Origin of the sequence: Agromyces sp. S2-1-8, assembly GCF_021129215.1 — a bacterium.
GTDB lineage: Bacteria > Actinomycetota > Actinomycetes > Actinomycetales > Microbacteriaceae > Agromyces > Agromyces chromiiresistens.
In genome coordinates, this window is record NZ_JAJOLP010000001.1 from 2023606 (window position 1) to 2040507 (window position 16902).

Below are 16902 nucleotides of genomic sequence, written 5' to 3' on the forward strand. Positions count from 1 at the left end.
TGAAGGTGCGGAAGAAGCGGACAGGTGGGTCAACCCGGTACGGGCGACGCGCTATTCCCGGATTCGGAGATGGATCGGAATGCATGGAAACAGTCGCGTTGCGAAGCCCGTGCCGGTCGCCGCGGCTGCGGCGACCGGTGTCGAATCGATCAGGGCCTCACGATAGTGCGCACCGCCGACACGGCCCGCGCGACGGCGGCCGAGGCATCCTCGATCTCGGCCGGCGTGGTCGCGGAACCGAGCGTGAACCGCACCGCGGTCTGCGCGAGCTCGGCGGGCACGCCGATCGCCGTCAGCACGTGCGACGGGTCGTCGCGTCCTGCGGCGCAGGCCGAGCCGCTCGAGCAGATGACGCCGTCGCGTTCGAGTTCGAGCAGCACCGCCTCGCCGCTCGTGCCGGGGAAGACGAATGAGACGGTGCCGGGCAGCCGGTCGGAGGGGTCGCCCGTGAGCCGGGCCTCCGGCACCTCGGCGAGCACGCGCGCGGTGAGCCGCGCGCCGAGCGCGCCGATGCGCTCGACGGCCTCGGCGCGCTCGGCCTCGGCCAGCTGCAAGGCCGTGGCGAACGCGACCGCACCGGCGACGTTCTCGGTGCCCGACCGGCGCCCGCGCTCCTGTCCGCCGCCGTGCAGCACGGGCTCGAGGGGCAGCCGGCCCCGCACGATGAGGGCGCCGGTGCCCTTCGGGGCTCCGATCTTGTGGCCGGCGAGCGAGATCGCATCGACGCCGAGCGCGTCGAGCGAGAGCGGCAGCCGGCCGGCTGCCTGCACCGCGTCGGTGTGCACGAGGGCACCGACGCCGTGGGCGAGTCGTGCGAGTTCCGCGACGGGCTGCACGGTGCCGATCTCATTGTTGGCGAGCTGCACCGACACGAGCGTCGTGTCGGGCCGGAGCACGGCCGCCAGGGCGTCGGGTGTCGTGCGCCCGCCGGCGTCCACCGCGACCTCGTCGACGTCGAAGCCGTGGTGGCGGGCGAGGTAGGCGGCCGATTCGAGCACGGCCTCGTGCTCGATGGGGGAGACCACCACGTGCCGGCCCCGCGGATCCGCGAGCGCGAGGCCCTTGACCGCGAGGTTGTCGGCTTCGGTGCCGCCGCTCGTGAAGACGACGTCGCCGGGCCGGCAGCCGATCGCCTCGGCGACCGCCGTCCGGGCGGCCGCGAGCGCCCGCGCCGCCTCGTCGCCGAGCCCGTGCCGGCTCGACGGGTTGCCGAACGCACCCGTCAGGTACGGCCACATCGCCTCGAGCACCTCGCGGCGCGCGGGCGTCGTCGCCGCGTGATCGAGGAAGATCACGGATGCCTCGCGGCAGCGGCAGCGGCAGCGGGGGCGGCAGCGGCAGCGGGGGCGGCGCCGGCGGCGGCGCTCTCCACCACCACGTCGAGCCCGAGGTCGAGCGACCGCACCGAGTGGGTGAGCGCGCCGACCGAGATCACGTCGACTCCCGTCGCCGCGATCGCGGCGACCGTGTCGAGGTTCACCCCGCCCGACGCCTCGACGATCGTGCGGCCGTCGATGAGCGCGACGCCCGCGCGCAGCTCGTCGGTCGTGAAGTTGTCGAGCATGATCGTGTCGGCCCCGCCCGCGAGCACGGGCGCGATCTGGTCGATGCGGTCGACCTCGACCTCGAGGTGCGCGGTGTGCGGCATCCGGTCGCGCGCCTCGCGGAGCGCGGTCGCGAGGTCGACGCCGCCGGCCGTGAGCACCGCGAGGTGGTTGTCCTTCGCCATGATCGCATCGGAGAGCGAGCGGCGGTGGTTGCGCCCGCCGCCGTCGCGCACGGCCTGGCGCTCGAGGCTGCGCAGGCCCGGCGTCGTCTTGCGGGTGTCCACGATGCGCGCGCCGGTGCCGGCGACCGCCGCGACGTATCGGGCCGTGAGCGTCGCGATGCCCGACATGCGCTGCAGCAGGTTGAGCCCGACGCGTTCCGCGCGCAGGATGCCCCGTGACGGACCCTGCACTCGGGCGAGCACCGCACCGGCCGCGAAGGGCTCGCCGTCGCGCGCGAGCGGCTCCACGGCGATGCGCGCGTCGACGAGGCGGAATGCCGCCGCGAACACGTCGATGCCGCTCAGCACGCCGGGCTCGCGTGCGACGAGCTCGGCCGTCGCGGTCGCGTCGGCCGGGATGAGCGTGTCGCCGGTGAGGTCGCCCCAGGGGGCGTCCTCGTCGAGGGCTGCGGTGACGATGCGCTCGATCTCACGGGTGTCGGTCATCAGGCGGCCTCCTCGAGGTCGGGGGTCGTGGTGCGCGTCCGGTCGGCGGTGGTCGCGGCGCGCGGGTCGTCGGTGCGGAAGTGGGCGCCGATGCTCGCGCGGCGCGCGAGCGCTGCGGCGACGGTCAGTCGGGCGAGGTCGAGCAGGTTGCGGTCCTCCGCGCGGCGGCGATCGACGGGGGCGGGGGCGTCCCACGCGTCGAGCAGCGCGGATGCCTCGGCGAGCCTGCGCGCGTCGCGCTCGAGCCCGACACGGCGCCACATGAGCTCCTGCAGTGCGGTGCGCTCGACCGGCGCACCAGCGAGGCGGGTGCGCTCGCCCGAGCCGGTTCCGCTTCCGTCTCCGTCGGCGACGCCGCCGCGCCGTCCGATCGAGTCGTCGGAACGCTCCGACGGCGCGCCGTTGGAGGCCGCGTCGGCGCGCCGCGCAGCGGGTGCGGCAGACGGTGACGGGGAGGCGGACTGCGATGCGCCGCCGCCCGTGATCGCGCGGGCGGCGCGCTCGCCGAAGACGGCCGCCTCGAGCAGCGAGTTCGACGCGAGGCGGTTCGCGCCGTGCACGCCCGTGCGGGCGCACTCGCCGACCGCGTAGAGACCGCGGAGGCTCGACCGGCCGTCGAGGTCGGTGACGATGCCGCCCATCGCGTAGTGCGCGGCCGGGGTGACGGGCACCGGCTCGCGCGCCCAGTCGAAGCCCGCCTCGCGCACGACCCGGTCGAGCCCGGGGAAGCGTTCTGCGAGGAACGCCGCGCCGAGGGCGGTCGCATCGAGTCGCACGGGTTCGCCGCCCTGCTCGGTCATGCGACGCCAGACGGCGCGGGCGACGACGTCGCGCGGGGCGAGCTCGGCGTCGGCGTGCACGTCCGCCATGAACCGGGCGCCCGCGGCGTCGCGCAGCACCGCGCCTTCGCCCCGGACGGCCTCGGAGATGAGCGGTGTGCCCGGCGCGGCGAGGGCCGTCGGGTGGAACTGGGTGAACTCGAGGTCGGCGACCGCGGCTCCGGCGCGCCACGCCGCGGCGACGCCGTCTCCGGTCGCGACGTCGGGGTTCGTCGTATGCCGATAGAGGCATCCGCTGCCGCCGGTCGCGAGCACGACCGCGTCGGCGCGTCGTTCGACGAGCGCGCCGTGCTCGTCGAGCAGCCGGGCGCCGACGACGGCGGGACGACCGTCGTCGCCCGGCTCGACGAGCAGGTCGACGAGCATCGTGCGTTCGTCGATGCGCACGGCACGCCGGCGCACCGTGTCGACGAGCGCGGCCTCGATCGCCGCACCGGTCGCGTCGCCGCCCGCGTGCACGATGCGGGCTCGCGAGTGCGCCGCCTCGAGGCCGCGCGAGAGCCCGGACTCGCCGCGGTCGAACGCGACGCCGAACCTGATGAGGTCGCGCACCCGCGCAGGCCCCTCGTCGCACAGCACGCGCACCGCTTCGGGGTCGGCGAGACCCGCGCCGGCGGCGAGCGTGTCGGCGAGGTGCCGCTCGGCCGAGTCGTCGGGGAACAGCGCCGCGGCGATGCCGCCCTGGGCGTAGCGGGTGTTGGTCTCGGCAAGCTCGGTCTTCGTGACGAGCTCGACGCCCGCCCCCGCGTCGGCGGCCCGAACGGCGGCCCAGAGGCCGCCGATGCCACCGCCGACGACGAGCACGCTCGTCATCTCAGGCTCCCGGAGCGGGCGTCGGTGCCGGCGGCTTCGCCGCGAGCATGCGCTCGAGCGCGAGCCGCGCGGGATCCGCGACATCGGCGGGCACGCTGATGCGGTTGACGACGCGCCCTTCGACGAGCTCCTCGAGCACCCATGCGAGGTAGCCGGGGTGGATCCGGTACATGGTCGAGCACGGGCACACGACCGGGTCGAGGCAGAAGATGGTGTGCTCGGGGTGCTCGGCGGCCAGGCGCTGCACGAGGTTGATCTCGGTGCCGATGGCGAAGGTCGAACCGGCGGGCGCCGCCGCGATCGCCTTCACGATGAAGTCGGTCGACCCCGCGGCGTCGGCGGCGTCGACGACGGGCATGGGGCACTCGGGGTGCACGATGACCTGCACGCCCGGGTGCGTCGCGCGCGCCTCGGCGATCTGGTCGACGGTGAAGCGCTTGTGCACCGAGCAGAACCCGTGCCAGAGGATCACCCTCGCGTCGGCGAGCTCGTCGACGGTGCTCCCGCCGAGGGGCTTGCGGGGGTTCCACATCGGCATCTGCGAGAGCGCGACCCCCATGGCCTTGGCCGTGTTGCGCCCGAGGTGCTGGTCGGGGAAGAACAGCACGCGCTGCCCGCGCTCGAAGACCTGCTCGAGCACCGTGCGGGCGTTCGACGAGGTGCAGACGATGCCGCCGTGCCGGCCCACGAACCCCTTGAGCGCCGCCGACGAGTTCATGTAGGTGACCGGCACGACGGGCACCCGCCCCGAGGCGTCCACCGCGTCGAGGTCGCCGTAGACGTCGGCGAGCTGCTCCCAGCACTCCTCGACGCTCGACAGGTCGGCCATGTCGGCCATCGAGCAGCCGGCGGCGAGGTTCGGCAGGATGACCGCCTGGTCGGGCCGGGAGAGCAGGTCGGCGGTCTCGGCCATGAAGTGCACGCCGCAGAAGACGATCGCCTCGGCGTCGGGCCGGGTGAGCGCGGCGTTCGCGAGCTGGAACGAGTCGCCGACGAAGTCGGCGTGCTGCACCACCTCGTCGCGCTGGTAGAAGTGGCCGAGCACGACGACCCGGTCGCCGAGCGTCGCCTTCGCGGCGCGGATGCGCTCGTGCAGCTCGTCGTCGGAGGCCAGCCGGTATTCTTCGGGCAGCGCGCCCTGCCGCGGCGACCCGGTCGGGATGACGTCGCCCATCGAGGCGCCCGGGCCGTAGCCGGCGGGGCCGGAGTCGAACTCCCACGGGCCCTTGGCGAGTTCGGGTGCGCAGCTCGCCCCCGGCGCGGCGCCCGAAGCGATGAGCTGCAGGCTGCGGTCGACGGATGCCTCGCGGCGGATGCTCGGCGTCGTGATGGTCATGAGGCTGGCCTCTCGCTCTGGAACGGTTCTCGGGCCCCGGCCGTGCGGACGGAGGCGTCGTAGCGGTACAGCTTGGGCGGGCGGTGCGCCGCACCGGCGAGCAGCTCGCCGGTCTCGCGCAGGCGGCCCGACGCGATCATGGTGCGTCGGAAGTTCGCCGGGTCGAGCGGCCGCTGCAGCACCGCCTCGTAGACCTCGCGCAGCTCGGCGAGTGTGAAGGTCTCGCCGAGGAACGAGTGGGCGAGCTCGGTGTACTCGACCTTGGTGCGCAGCCGCCAGAGCGCGTACTCGACGATGCGGTTGTGGTCGAACGCGAGCCCGGGCAGCGTGTCGGCCGGCACCCAGCGCACGTTCGGCCCGGCGACGGCGCGAGCCGCCTCGTCGCTCTGCACGAGTGCCCAGTAGACGACCGAGACGACGCGCGCGTCGGGGGAGCGGTCGACCTCGCCGAACGTGTAGAGCTGCTCGAGGTACTTGGGCGCGAGGCCCGTCGTCGCGCGCAGGGTGCGCGCCGCGGCGACCTCGAGTTCTTCGTTGACGGGAAGCCAGCCTCCGGGCAGTGCCCAGAGCCCGAGCTGCGGCTCGCGGGTGCGGCGCACGAGCGGAGTCCACAGCACCGCGCGCCCGGCGGCGTCCGGCCGCAGCGCGAAGATCACCGTCGACACGGCGAGGCGCATCTGGGCGTCGTGGGGCTGCGGCATGCGAGCGGTCCTTCTATTCGGAGAGTTCAGGTCAGTCTGACTCGAACTGCGGTCGACGACAGCTTACAGTCACTCTGACCAGAACGCGAACTCGGTGACGCCGCTGACCCGGGATCGGGGTCGGCACTGATGCCCGGGCGCCCGGGGGCGAGCACGCTCGATGGGTCCCGACACCATCCCCACCCGACCAGAGAGGAGGCGCGCCATGAAGAAGGCGTTCCTCGTGACCACCGTCCTGTTCATCGTCGACTCGATGCTGCAGGTGTACCTCGCCGCATTCGGCACGTTCGGCATGGAGACCGGCGACGAGAACGCGTTCAGCGCGCACGGCATCAACGGGCAGATCGTGCTTCGCGTGCTCGCCCTCGCCATGATCGCGTTCGCCGCGCTCGCGAGGGCCGGCAAGCGCACGATCTGGATGACGGTGACCGTGTTCCTGCTGACCGTCCTGCAGCTGCTCATCTTCATCCTGACCGGCGTGATCTTCGGCATCGGGCCGGAGAGCGCCGCCCCGCCGCTGCCGGCGATGCTCATGGTGAGCCTGCACGGCCTCAACGGCGCACTCATCATCGTGCTCGGCGTCGCGCTGTTCTTCCGGGCGCGCAAGCTCGTTCGCGAGGGCTCGGCGTCGTCGCAGCCGACCACCGACACCGTGGTCGAACAGGCCCAGCCGACGAGCGTCGCTTGACCTGCGCAGCCACCACGGCGAGGAGGACCCCACGATGAGCACGGCGGCCCTCCTCGCCCTGTACGGCATCGTGATCATCGCGGCGGCCGGCCTCTGGGCGGCCGCCGCGACGACCGGTGCACGGCACGCCCGCTGGTTCGCGGCGGGCGGATGCCTCGCCGTCGTGGGCGCCGCCGCGATCGCCGCCGGCCTCGCCGTGCGCGACGTCGCGTTCGCCGACGAGAAGCTGTTCGTCGGCGTCCCGCTCGCGCTCGCGGGCTGCGTCGCGGGTCTGGCCGCCATCGGTCGTCGCCGCCGCCGCGCCGACGGAGCCGACGGCACCGACGACCCCGCGACGCGCATCGCGCTCATCGCAGCGGTCATCGCGGTCGCGGGGGCGGCGGCCGAGACCTGGATCATCGGCGGGCCGGTGCGCGTCGTGCCGACCGTCGTCCTGCTCGCGGTGGTCGCGCTCGCGATCGGTGCGACGTGGGCCGTCGTCGACGGGCGGGGCCGCCGCACCGTCACCGGGTTCGCCGCGCTCGCCGGCCTCGCCGTCGGCGCATCGATCGGCTGGGTATGGCTCGCCGACACCGCGCCACCGAGCCTCGAGGCGGCCCCGGGCCACCACGCCGTCGCGGCCGGCGCGTCGGCCGGCGCCGGCGCCGAGGCATCCGTCTCGGTCGCCGACCTGAGCACGCCGGCCGACCCCGGCCGCCGCACCGACCGGTTCACCCTCACCGCGAAGCGCTCGCTCGTCGTGCTCGACGACGGGGCGACGATCGACGCGTGGACGTTCGACGGGCAGGTCCCCGGCCCGGAGCTCCGCGTGCGCGAGGGCGACCTCGTCGAGGTCGAGCTCCGCAACGACGACATCGCCGCCGGGGTCACGCTGCACTGGCACGGCGTCGACGTGCCGAACGGGGAGGACGGCGTCGCCGGCGTCACGCAGGACGCCGTGCTGCCCGGCGACTCGTTCGACTACCGCTTCGTGGCCGACGAGCCGGGAACGTACTGGTACCACACCCATCAGGGTTCGGCCGAGGGCGTGCGCAAGGGGCTCTACGGCATGCTCGTCGTGGAACCGGCCGACCCCCCGAGGCCGGCCGACGGCGCCGGGACGCTCGACGTCTCCGCGCCCGTGCACACCTTCGGCTCCCACGTCGTCGTCGGCGAGCACGCGCACGCCGAGACCCGCGAGGTCGCACCGGGCACGCGCGTGCGGGTGCGGCTCGCCGACACCGATCTCGAACCGCTCGCTGCGCGACTCGAGGGGGTCCCGTTCACCGTGGTCGCGGTCGACGGCCGCGACCTGGCCGGCGGTGCCGAGGTCGCGGATCGTTCGCTCAGGCTGCCCGCCGGCGGACGGATCGACGTCGAGTTCACGATGCCGGACGCCCGCGTCGCGCTCGGCGTCGACCGGTCCCGCGAGGCGGGACTCGTCTTCCTGCCGGGCGAGGGGGATGCCTCGGGACCGGCGCTCGCCGTTGCCGGTGACACCGCGTCGGCGGTTCCGATGCCGGTGCCCTCGGCCGCGCCCGAGCTCGACCTGCTGTCGTACGGCGCGCCCGACCCGGCCGCCGTGCGTCTCGCGGCGGCGACCCCCGACGTCGACGCGCGCCTCGTGCTCGACCGCCTGCCGCGCTTCGTCGGCGGTGCGCCGAAGTACGCCTACACAGTCGACGGCCGAGTGTTCCCGCACATCGATCCCGTGTCGGTGCGCGAGGGCGACCTCGTGCGGCTCACGATCGTCAACCGCGGGTTCGAATCGCATCCGATGCACGTGCACGGGCACCACGTGCTCGTGCTCTCCCGCGACGGGGTCGTCGCGACCGGTGCCCCGCTCCGGCTGGACTCGGTCGACGTTCGGCCGGGGGAGGTGTGGCAGGTGCTCCTGGTCGCCGACAATCCCGGCATCTGGATGGACCACTGCCACAACCTCGAGCACGCCGCCGAGGGAATGATGATGACGCTCGCCTACGAGGGCGTCACGAGCCCGTTCGAGCACGACGGGCACGGCAACCGACCGGAATGAGCGCGGTGCGGGCCGGCGGGGCAGGATGTCTCGCCGGCGCGCCGGTCACTCGGAGGTGCGCTGCGCGGCGATCCGGTCGCACATGTCGTCGCGGAGGGCCCGGACGTCGCCGTCGCGCTCGAAGAGCCGGGGCAGCTCGTCGAGGCCGGGGTAGTGGCTGCTCGCGGCCTCGAGCTCGCCGAACGAGTCCTGTCCGCAGTGCGCGGCGGTGCTCAGCGCCTCGGTGAACCGATCGCGGCTCGCCGACGACAGCGCCCAGCCGAGCGGGGGCACGACGGCCGGCTCGGAGGCGGGTGCGACCACGACGACGCCGCCGTCGATCCGGCCCTCGTCGCCGATCAGGGTGTCGACGGCCGCGGCGCACGCGGCATCGCCTTCGGGACAGGCCTCGGGGAGGGTGAGCGCGATGCGCTGGATCCACGCGTCCTGCGCGGTGAGCCGGACCCGTGCCGCATTGCCGGTGATCGGCGCGAGCGGTTCGGCCTCGGCCCTCGTGACGTCGGTGACGAGGTCGTAGCCCTGCGAGTTGCGCAGGTAGAGGAGCACCGGAACGAGCTTGGTGTCGGACGCCGGATCGTCGTTCACGGCGGCGAAGACCTTCATGAGTGCCGGGGCGATGTCGGCGATCGTCGCGAGCGACGTCGGTTCGACGTACCCGCCGTCGACGAACTGGGCGCCGGCGCGACCGCCCACGTCGCGGCACGGACCCGTGCCCGGCATGCTGCCGGTCGGGGTGATCACCGCGAAGCGCGCCGACAGCATGGCGGCCGTCGACCAGTCGAGGCCCGCCAGGCAGTCGGCCGCGTCCTGCGCGCCGTCGACTCCGGGCAGCTCGCCGAACTGCAGCATGGACGGCAGCCCGCCGGTGGCGTCGCACGGGCCGATCGCGCCGCCCACCGGTGCGAAGTCCGACGCCGCCCGCTCGGCGGTGACGGGCGCCTGCTGCACGAGCAGCCGGCATTTCGTGACGACGTCGGCGGAGTTCATGAGCAACGCCCCCGTCAGCGGGTCGATGTCGTTCGTGAACGGCTCGCCGAGGGCCGTGCCCTGCTCCCAGAACGATTCGATGAGCGCGGCGCGATCCCGCCAGCGCCAGCCGTCGTCGTCGGTCTCAGACGAATCGAGGTACGACGGCATGTGCACGCCCCACCCGCCCGCGACCGCATCGCCGACGACGAGCGCGAGCGCCGCAGTCGACACGGCGCCCGGCGCCGAGAGCCGCGCGGCCGAGTCGACGAGCGATCCGTCGGCGTCCTGCGGGTTGGTGCCCGCAGAACTGGCGAGCGCGAGTCCGACCGAGCCGCCGCTGATCCCGCTCGCGACGAGACCGGACTTCCCGGCGCAGCCCGGCAGCGCGTCGAGCACCGAGGCGGTCCAGTAGGCGGCCCGGATGCCGCCGCCCTCGGACGCGATCAGGAACACCGGCCGGATCCGTGTCCCGTCCTCGGCCTCGTAGGTGCAGGCGCTCTCCGATCGGAGGTCGCCGAGACGCTGGGCCAGCGCGTCGGGTTCGACGAGGTTGCGGGCGGAGTCCTCGTTCGAGACGTGCACCCGGTGCAGGGCCGTGTCGGAGAGCCCCCACGGCACGGCCGAGAGGGCGACGTTGATCGCGAGCGGCATCACGAGGGCGAGCGCGATCACGGGGCTCGCCTTCATGTTGAGCCAGCGGAAGGGCGCGATGAGCGCCCGTGCCTGCAGGATGAGCGTGAACGAGCCGAGCACCGCCACCCAGGCGCCGAGTGCGAGGAGCACGACGGCGACGGCGCCGAGCGCCGCGCCGAGCTGCGCCGGCCAGAGCATCGCCGCGACGAGGGCGACCGAGCCGACCCCGAGCGCGATCCACTCGACGAGCATGGCGCGCGACACGTTGCCGTCCTTCGCCGAGCGGTGGTCGGTCGGGTCGAGACGCCCCGCGCGCAGCAGGCGCCCGCCCCACGAGGTGCGGTCGGCGAAGCCGATGACGGCCATCGGCGCGAGCACGGCGACGGCGGCCGACACGGGCACCAGCAGCCAACCCGCCACGGACGTCGCGGAGCCGCCGAGCACGAGCGGTACGAGGAACGAGCGCACGACGCCGACCGCGCCGACGACGAGCACGACGGCGGAGAGCGAGTCGCCGACGATCCAGCTGTCGCTCGCCCGCTCGACCGACAGGGGCCTGGGCTGCTCCGGGTGACGTGCGACCCAGCGGGCGCCGATCGCGGCGAGGCCGGCGATGACCAGTTCGACGACGAGCACGGCGAGGAAGGTCGGCAGGTGCACGGGGAACGCCCCGTCAGGATCGACGGGTCCGACGATCGCGACAGTCGCGATCGCGAGGCCGATCTGGGCGACCGGTGCGATGAGCCACGGGAATGCCGCATCGAACGGCCGGGGCGTCGGCCGGCCGACCCACCCGTTCACCCGGGTCTCGATCATGTAGCGGGTGCGGCGGCGCCCGAGCGCGAGCGCGAGTGCGCCCGTGACGAGCATCGCGACGATCGCGGCGAACCCGTGCACGGCGCCGATCGGGCCGTCGGCCCACTGGCGCTGCACGTCGGGCAGCTGGTCGAGGAGGTCGGCGGCCGGGATGCAGGCGAGCACGAGGAGGACGACGATGGCGAGGGCGGCCAGGCGGTGCACCCAGATCGCGCGGCCCAGCCGGGCGATCCGGTTGGCGAGCCAGCTCCGGTACGCCGTGATCCGCAGCACCGCCACCCCGAACACGACGAACCCGAGCACCTTGATGACCGTGGCCCAGACGAGCACGCCGCCGACCGCACCGGATGCCGCCTCGAGGCCGTTCGCGACGGTGAGTCCGGCGACGAGCTGGAGCGCGTCCTCGAGCACCTCCGCCCCGACGATCGCGATGAGGGCGATCCTCGGCACCGTCTGCGCCCGGCGCGGCGCCTGCCGCACGAGGCCGCGGAGCAGTGTCGCGTACGCCGCCACCATGACGAGGTCGAGCACGGCGGACAGTGCGATCCACACGCCGAGGTCGGCATGCCATGGCATGTGCGCCCAGGCCGCCCAGCTCTCGTGCTGGAACGGCCCGAGCGGACCGAGCACGAGGTTGAGGGAGTGGCTCCGCCCGTCGGCGTCGGGGACGCTCGCGATGAGCCGATCGAGTTCGGCGAGGGCCACGGCGATGAGCAGCACGGTCGCGGCGAGGGAGAGCACGCGGCCGACCCGTCTCCACACCGCGTCGCCGATGCCCGGCCACGTCGGTCGCGGCACGTCGTCGCGGCTTCCGGCGGCGTCGTCCTGCACCGCCGCGCGCGCGCCCGAGGCTTGCGTCACCAGCACCACCCGCCCAAGCTCGAACCTGCTGTTGCGACGAGGCTATCGCCCGGCGGACATCGCCGTCCGTACCGCGTACGGGGGGCGAAGGGGGACACCATCGGCCCGCCCGGTCGGGCGCTGCTAGGATCACGGTACAACCTCATACCGGGCCATCGACGCGTCGCGGGAGAGCCGGAGCCTCGTTCAGTTCCATCGAACAGGGCCGCCCGGCACCGAAGGAGCAAGCCTCCCTGCCAATCTCTCAGGTCACACACCGCGATGACGAGGCCGCTCTGAAAAGTGCCCCGCGATGCGCGCGGGGCCGCCCACGGTGAAAGCGCGTCATCGCGTGAAACTCTCAGGCTCATGACAGAGGGGGAGTTCTCATGCGGCATCCGCCGCACGAATCGCGACCGCGCCGACACCGTCCGTCGGCCAGTCTGGAGAACTCGTGACGAACGACCCCGGTACCACCATCCCCGCCGACGAGCGACGGAGCCCGCTCGATGCCGTGCACCGCGCCGCGGGTGCGAGCTTCACCGACTTCGCCGGCTGGCAGATGCCGGTGCGCTACTCGTCCGACCTCGCCGAGCACCATGCCGTGCGCACGACGTCGGGCATCTTCGACCTCTCGCACATGGGCGAGATCGTGCTCGTCGGCCCCGAGGCCGCTGCAGCGCTCGACCACGCGCTCGCGGGCAAGCTGTCGGCGATCGAGGTCGGCCAGGCGAAGTACTCGCTGCTGCTCGCCGACGACGGCGGCATCATCGACGACCTCGTCGTCTACCGCACCGGCGACGACCGGTACATGGTCGTGGCGAACGCTTCGAATGCCGCCGTCGTCGCCGACGAGCTGCGCACCCGCGCCGCAGGCTTCGACACCCTCGTCTCCGACGAGAGCGACGACATCGCGCTCGTCGCGCTGCAGGGACCCGACGCACGCGCCGTGCTGCTCGAGACGCCCGGCTTCGGCGTCGACGGCCCCGGCAACGACCAGGACGACTTCGACGCGCAGATCGCCGCGCTCAAGTACTACCGGGCGTTCCCGGCGACCTTCGAGGGGCAGCCGGTGCTCGTCGCGCGGACGGGCTACACCGGCGAAGACGGCTTCGAGCTCTACGTCGCGCCCGAGCTGGCGTCGCGCCTGTGGGCGGCCCTGACCGAGACCGGCGGTCCCCGCGTCGTGCCCTGCGGCCTCGCGAGCCGCGACACCCTCCGACTCGAGGCGGGCATGCCGCTCTACGGCCACGAGCTGAGCCGCGACATCCTGCCCGTGCAGGCCGGCCTCGGTCGCGTCGTCGCCCTCTCGAAGGAGGGCGACTTCGTCGGTCGCGCCGCGATCGAACGCGGTCCCGCCGACGACGCGCCCGTGCTCGTCGGCCTCGCGGCCGAGGGGCGCCGTGCCGCCCGCGCCGACTACGAGGTGTTCGACGGCGAGGGTGCCGATGCGGCTCGCGTCGGCATCGTCACGAGCGGCGCGCTGTCGCCGACCCTCGGCCACCCGGTCGCGATGGCGTACGTGAGTCCCGGCCTCGCCGAGCACGGCACGTCGCTCTTCGTCGACGTGCGTGGCACGCGCATCCCCGCGACCGTCGTCGCGCTGCCGTTCTACAAGCGCGCCTCCTGATCCCGGCGCCGCCGGCCCGGCACGGGCGGGCGGCGCGAACCCCGAGTCATCCCAACCACAAGGAGCACCCCATGACCGACCTCAACGCCCTGCAGTACACCGAAGAGCACGAGTGGGTCGTCGTCGACGGCGACGTCGCGACGATCGGCATCACCGACTACGCCGCCGAGAAGCTCGGCGACGTCGTCTACGTCGACCTGCCCGCCGCCGGCTCGACCATCACCGAGGGCAACGTCGTCGGCGAGATCGAGTCGACGAAGTCGGTCGGCGAGCTCTTCGCCCCGCTGAGCGGCGAGGTCGCCGAGGCGAACCAGGCCGTCGTCGACGCGCCCGAGCTCGTGAACAGCGACCCGTTCGGCGAGGGCTGGCTGCTCAAGGTCACGGTCACGAGCCTGCCGAAGCTGCTCACCCGCGACGAGTACGTCGCCCTCACCGGAGAGTAAGGAACCACCCGGATGACTTCGCCCTCGTCGGCCTTCGACCTCGACGCCTTCGGGCGCCGCCACATCGGCACCTCGCCGAGCGACCACTCGCTCATGCTCGCCGAGCTCGGCTACGACTCGCTCGACGCGCTCATGTCGGCGGCCGTGCCGTCGTCGATCCGCATGGGCGAGGTGCTGAACTCGGCCATCCCCGCGGCGGCGACCGAGCGCGAAGCGCTCGCCGAGCTCGCGGCGCTCGCCGCCCAGAACACGGTGCGCACGCCGCTCATCGGCCTCGGCTACTACGGCACGATCACTCCCGCGGTGATCCAGCGCAACGTGCTCGAGAACCCGAGCTGGTACACGGCGTACACGCCGTACCAGCCCGAGATCAGCCAGGGCCGGCTCGAGGCGCTCATCAACTTCCAGACGATGGTCGAGAACCTCACGGGCCTCGACATCGCGAACGCGTCGATGCTCGACGAGGGCACCGCCGTCGTCGAGGCGATGCTGCTCGCCCGCCGCGGCTCGAAGTCGAAGGCGAATCGCTTCGTCGTCGACGCCGATGCGCTGCCGCAGACGAAGGCGCTGCTCGCCTCGCGCGCCGAGGCGGTCGGCATCGAGCTGCTCGAGGTCGATCTCACCGAGAACACGGACGCCTCCGCCTTCGGCGAGCACTTCGGCATCTTCGTGCAGTACCCCGGCGCCTCGGGCCGGGTGTGGGACCCGTCGACGGTGATCGCCGCGTCGAGGGCGCAGGGCGCGCTCGCCGTCGTCGCCGCCGACCTGCTCGCGCTCGCACTGATCACGAGCCCCGGGGAGCTCGGCGCCGACGTCGCCGTCGGCACCTCGCAGCGCTTCGGCGTGCCGATGGGATTCGGCGGACCGCACGCCGGCTACATGGCGGTGCGCAAGGGCCTCGAGCGGCAGATGCCGGGCCGCCTCGTCGGCGTCTCGCAGGACGCGGCGGGCCACCCCGCCTACCGCCTCAGCCTGCAGGCCCGCGAGCAGCACATCCGCCGTGAGAAGGCGACGTCGAACATCTGCACCGCGCAGGTGCTGCTCGCCGTGATGGCCTCGATGTACGCCGTCTACCACGGGCCCCGCGGCATCCGCGCGATCGCCACCCAGACCGCCGGCAAGGCGAGGCTGCTCGCGGGCTGGCTCGAGGACCTCGGCCAGCGAGTCGCGCACGACGCCTACTTCGACACGCTCGCGGTGCACGTGCCGGGCCTCGCGAAGAACGTCGTCGCCCGCGGTCGCGAGCTCGGCGTGCTGCTGTGGGAGGCCGACGAGGCGACCGTGTACGTGTCGGTCGACGAGACGACCACGCTCGACGACCTGCACCGGGTCGCGCAGGCGTTCGGCGGACCCGACGAGCGCGAACTCGAGGGCGCGATCACCGAGACGGCCATCCCCGAGGCGCTCCGCCGCACCTCGCCGTACCTCGAGCACCCGGTGTTCAACACGCACCACTCCGAGACGCAGATGATGCGGTACCTCAAGCAGCTCGCCGATCGCGACTACGCGCTCGACCGCGGCATGATCCCGCTGGGCTCGTGCACGATGAAGCTCAACGCGGCGACCGAGATGCAGGCGGTCACCTGGCCCGCCTTCGCGAACCTGCACCCGTTCGCGCCCGAGGCCGACGTCGTCGGCTCGCTCGGGCTCGTCGAGCAGCTCGAGTCGTGGCTCGCCGAGGTCACCGGGTACGACACGGTGTCGCTGCAGCCGAACGCCGGAAGCCAGGGCGAGCTCGCGGGCCTGCTCGCGATCCGCGGCTACCACCGTGCGAACGGCGAGGCCGAGCGCGACGTGTGCCTCATCCCCTCGAGCGCGCACGGCACGAACGCGGCGTCGGCGGTGCTCGCCGGCATGCGCGTCGTGGTCGTCGCGACCGACGAGCTCGGCAACGTCGACCTCGACGACCTGCGCGCGAAGATCGCCGAGCACGCCGCATCGATCGCGGCCCTCATGATCACGTACCCGTCGACGCACGGCGTCTACGAGCACGAGGTGAAGGAGATCACCCAGGCGGTGCACGACGCCGGCGGGCAGGTGTACGTCGACGGTGCGAACCTCAACGCGCTGCTCGGCTACTCGCGCTTCGGCGACTTCGGCGGCGACGTCTCGCACCTCAACCTGCACAAGACGTTCTGCATCCCGCACGGCGGCGGCGGCCCGGGCGTCGGGCCGGTGGCGGCGAAGGCGCACCTCGCGCCCTACCTGCCCGGCCACCCGATGGCGCAGCGCGCCGACCACGCCGGCGGCTTCGTGCACGGCGGCGGACCGGTCTCGGCGGCGCCGTACGGAAGCCCGTCGATCCTGCCGATCTCGTGGGCGTACGTGCGCATGATGGGCTCGGAGGGCCTCAAGCAGGCGACCGCGACGGCGGTGCTCGCGGCGAACTTCGTCGCGTCGCGCCTGCGCGAGCACTTCCCGGTGCTCTACACGGGCGAGAACGGGCTCGTCGCGCACGAGTGCATCCTCGACCTGCGACCGCTCACGGCGGAGACCGGCGTGACCGTCGACGACGTCGCCAAGCGCCTCATCGACTACGGGTTCCACGCGCCGACCATGTCGTTCCCGGTCGCGGGCACCCTCATGGTCGAGCCGACCGAGTCCGAGGACCTGGCCGAGCTCGAGCGCTTCGTCGAGGCGATGGTCGCGATCAAGGCCGAGGCCGACGCGGTCGGCCGCGGCGAGTGGCCGGCCGACGACAACCCGTTGCGGAACGCCCCGCACACGGCCGAGTCGGCCATCGCGGGGGAGTGGAGCCACCCGTACACCCGCGAGCAGGCGGTCTACCCGGTGCGCTCCCTCGTGCGCAACAAGTACTGGGCCCCGGTGCGCCGCATCGACCAGGCCTACGGCGACCGCAACCTCGTGTGCGCCTGCCCGCCGGTGGAGGCCTTCGCGTAGCCCGCTCGGGTGTCCCGCCCACGAGTGTTGCCGTTCCGACCGTCGGTCTCCTCTGGAGCGGATG

Annotated in this window: 11 protein-coding genes and 1 riboswitch; of the genes, 5 read left to right on the forward strand and 6 right to left on the reverse strand. The window is 73.4% G+C overall.

What is annotated here, in order from left to right; genetic code table 11:
* Positions 1 to 149: 149 nt before the first annotated feature.
* The 5 genes from LR269_RS09280 to LR269_RS09300 are packed head-to-tail and all read right to left on the reverse strand — an operon-like array spanning position 150 to position 5904.
* A complete protein-coding gene (locus LR269_RS09280; protein WP_231430478.1) occupies positions 150 to 1295 on the reverse strand; it encodes a cysteine desulfurase family protein in 1146 nt (381 codons plus the stop codon).
* Complete coding sequence (nadC, locus tag LR269_RS09285) at positions 1292 to 2215, reverse strand: carboxylating nicotinate-nucleotide diphosphorylase (protein WP_231430479.1); 924 nt, start codon at positions 2213 to 2215, stop codon at positions 1292 to 1294. Before nadC ends, LR269_RS09280 begins: the two co-directional genes overlap by 4 nt.
* The gene (gene nadB, locus LR269_RS09290; protein WP_231430480.1) at positions 2215 to 3867 is read right to left on the reverse strand and encodes an L-aspartate oxidase; all 1653 of its coding nucleotides are present in this window, start codon (positions 3865 to 3867) and stop codon (positions 2215 to 2217) included. The genes nadC and nadB overlap by 1 nt, the downstream gene beginning before the upstream one ends.
* Before the next feature lies 1 nt (position 3868).
* Entirely contained in the window at positions 3869 to 5203 is a 1335-nt protein-coding gene (gene nadA / locus LR269_RS09295; RefSeq protein WP_231430481.1) for a quinolinate synthase NadA, read from the reverse strand.
* Positions 5200 to 5904 carry an NUDIX domain-containing protein gene (locus LR269_RS09300; RefSeq protein WP_231430482.1) on the reverse strand — a complete coding sequence of 235 codons (705 nt, stop codon included), beginning with the start codon at positions 5902 to 5904 and terminating at the stop codon, positions 5200 to 5202. The genes nadA and LR269_RS09300 overlap by 4 nt, the downstream gene beginning before the upstream one ends.
* Positions 5905 to 6109: 205 nt before the next feature.
* Between LR269_RS09300 and LR269_RS09305 the strand changes: the two genes are divergently transcribed.
* Together LR269_RS09305 and LR269_RS09310 are read left to right on the forward strand one after the other, a co-directional pair.
* A complete protein-coding gene (locus tag LR269_RS09305) occupies positions 6110 to 6592 on the forward strand; it encodes a DUF6220 domain-containing protein (protein WP_231430483.1) in 483 nt (160 codons plus the stop codon).
* Positions 6593 to 6626: 34 nt separating this feature from the next.
* The gene (locus LR269_RS09310; RefSeq protein WP_231430484.1) at positions 6627 to 8606 is read left to right on the forward strand and encodes a multicopper oxidase family protein; all 1980 of its coding nucleotides are present in this window, start codon (positions 6627 to 6629) and stop codon (positions 8604 to 8606) included.
* 45 nt (positions 8607 to 8651) lie between these two features.
* On the opposite strand, the gene LR269_RS09315 is transcribed toward LR269_RS09310, so the two are convergent.
* On the reverse strand, positions 8652 to 11885 hold the full coding sequence (locus tag LR269_RS09315; RefSeq protein ID WP_231430485.1) for a hypothetical protein: 3234 nt from the start codon (positions 11883 to 11885) through the stop codon (positions 8652 to 8654).
* Positions 11886 to 12041: 156 nt separating this feature from the next.
* Positions 12042 to 12154, forward strand: a riboswitch (glycine riboswitch).
* A gap of 164 nt (positions 12155 to 12318) precedes the next feature.
* On the opposite strand from LR269_RS09315, the gene gcvT reads away from it, so the two are divergent.
* The 3 genes from gcvT to gcvP all read left to right on the forward strand — a co-directional run bounded on the left by gcvT (position 12319) and on the right by gcvP (position 16838).
* A complete protein-coding gene (gene gcvT / locus LR269_RS09320; RefSeq protein WP_231430486.1) occupies positions 12319 to 13494 on the forward strand; it encodes a glycine cleavage system aminomethyltransferase GcvT in 1176 nt (391 codons plus the stop codon).
* A gap of 71 nt (positions 13495 to 13565) precedes the next feature.
* Positions 13566 to 13937: a glycine cleavage system protein GcvH gene (gcvH, locus tag LR269_RS09325; protein ID WP_231430487.1), complete on the forward strand. Its 372-nt coding sequence runs from the start codon at positions 13566 to 13568 to the stop codon at positions 13935 to 13937.
* 12 nt (positions 13938 to 13949) lie between these two features.
* Positions 13950 to 16838, forward strand: a complete 2889-nt coding sequence (gene gcvP, locus LR269_RS09330) for an aminomethyl-transferring glycine dehydrogenase (protein ID WP_231430488.1) — start codon at positions 13950 to 13952, stop codon at positions 16836 to 16838.
* Positions 16839 to 16902 lie beyond the last annotated feature (64 nt).

Excerpts from the sequence above, each read along its gene's own strand:
- LR269_RS09305 (WP_231430483.1), top strand. The coding sequence starts at position 6,110 with ATGAAGAAGGCGTTCCTCGTGACCACCGTCCTGTTCATCGTCGACTCG.
- LR269_RS09300 (WP_231430482.1), bottom strand. The coding sequence starts at position 5,904 with ATGCCGCAGCCCCACGACGCCCAGATGCGCCTCGCCGTGTCGACGGTG.
- gcvP (WP_231430488.1), top strand. The coding sequence starts at position 13,950 with ATGACTTCGCCCTCGTCGGCCTTCGACCTCGACGCCTTCGGGCGCCGC.
- LR269_RS09310 (WP_231430484.1), top strand. The coding sequence starts at position 6,627 with ATGAGCACGGCGGCCCTCCTCGCCCTGTACGGCATCGTGATCATCGCG.
- nadA (WP_231430481.1), bottom strand. The coding sequence starts at position 5,203 with ATGACCATCACGACGCCGAGCATCCGCCGCGAGGCATCCGTCGACCGC.
- nadC (WP_231430479.1), bottom strand. The coding sequence starts at position 2,215 with ATGACCGACACCCGTGAGATCGAGCGCATCGTCACCGCAGCCCTCGAC.
- gcvH (WP_231430487.1), top strand. The coding sequence starts at position 13,566 with ATGACCGACCTCAACGCCCTGCAGTACACCGAAGAGCACGAGTGGGTC.
- nadB (WP_231430480.1), bottom strand. The coding sequence starts at position 3,867 with ATGACGAGCGTGCTCGTCGTCGGCGGTGGCATCGGCGGCCTCTGGGCC.